Origin of the sequence: Rhodohalobacter sulfatireducens, from assembly GCF_022012475.1 — a bacterium.
Taxonomy (GTDB): Bacteria; Bacteroidota; Rhodothermia; order Balneolales; family Balneolaceae; genus Rhodohalobacter; species Rhodohalobacter sulfatireducens.
Window position 1 is genome coordinate 1 of sequence record NZ_JAKLWS010000136.1, and the last position, 314, is coordinate 314.

General features: G+C 46.2%; 1 pseudogene. It reads right to left on the reverse strand.

The features are described from left to right. Positions 1-314 (reverse strand): annotated as a pseudogene (locus L6773_RS21385) (hypothetical protein); the annotation flags it as partial.

Here is a 314-nt window from a genome sequence, read left to right on the forward strand (position 1 = left end):
GAGCTTCTCGCGATCACGGTCAAGTCTCCAATTCCTGCCAGACGATTAATCAGTTCCTCATGAACACCATCGGTAAACTGGATATCCTCCGGCTCAGTGCTAATACTTTCCAAAGGCAACACCGCAATTTTGTTATTTGTCGGAGTTGCCTCTGAGTTAGAATCTGGTAACAGCCAATAGCCAATCAGCGAAAGAATGATGAGAATACCCGCAAGACTCAGTATCCCATTTCGGGTGCGAAATGATTGAAAGTTGATGGTAATACTGGTGGAAACTGAACTGGATGAATCCCCGGTGTCTGCCTGAGACGTTGT